The organism is Slackia isoflavoniconvertens (genome assembly GCF_003725955.1).
In the GTDB taxonomy this organism is placed as follows: Bacteria; Actinomycetota; Coriobacteriia; order Coriobacteriales; family Eggerthellaceae; genus Slackia; species Slackia isoflavoniconvertens.
In genome coordinates this window covers 1-715 of the sequence record NZ_QIBZ01000041.1, presented here as the reverse complement: position 1 = coordinate 715, position 715 = coordinate 1, and the positions used below count along the sequence as shown (strand labels likewise).

Sequence of the window (715 nt, the reverse complement as noted above, 5' to 3'; positions counted from 1 at the left end):
CGCGTAAACATGGCAGCGCTTCGTTCGAAAAAGACATTTCCCCACGCCGCCGTGCGGGTTTTGGGTGTAAAATGCGCTGCACCATCAAGCACTTCAACTGTATTTCCACCTGCACGCCCAACCGACCGGCCGCCTCGAACATCGAGGCGTGTTTCGTGTTTTCCCAATCGCGCGCAGGCAGAGGCTTTCGAAAGGAGCACTATGAACGAACCCGTGTACACGTATCGTCTTGCCACCACCGACGACGCCGAGGCTTTGCAGGCGATCTATGCGCCGTACGTGGACACGTCGATCACGTTCGAGTGCACCTGTCCCGACGTCGAGGAATTCCGCAAGCGCATCGAAGAGCGCGTCTGCCTGTATCCCTACATCGTGTGCGAGGAAGACGGCGTGCCCGTGGGCTACGCCTACGCAAGCCGCCTGTTCACGCGCGAAGCCTATGCCTGGGCCGTCGAGCTTTCGGTGTATCTCTCCAACACCTGCCGCGGCCGCGGCCTGGGTCGCGCGCTGTACGACCGCCTGCTCAAGCTGCTGGAAATGCAGGGCGTGCGCAGCGCCCACGGCAAGGTGACCGAGCCCAACGAGAAAAGCGACAAGCTGCACCTGGCCATGGGCTTCCGCCTGGTGGGCGTCATGGACAACGTGGGCTTCAAGCTGGGCCAGTGGCGCGACGTGGCGCACTACGAGAAGCTGCTGGGCGATTTCTCCTGCGCGC

The 715-nt window shown here is 62.2% G+C and carries 1 protein-coding gene; it reads left to right on the top strand.

Annotated features, from left to right (window positions below):
* Positions 1 to 201 precede the first annotated feature (201 nt).
* Positions 202 to 715, top strand: a 514-nt coding sequence (locus DMP05_RS09775; RefSeq protein ID WP_161957540.1) for a GNAT family N-acetyltransferase, incomplete at its 3' end; no start/stop codon positions are given.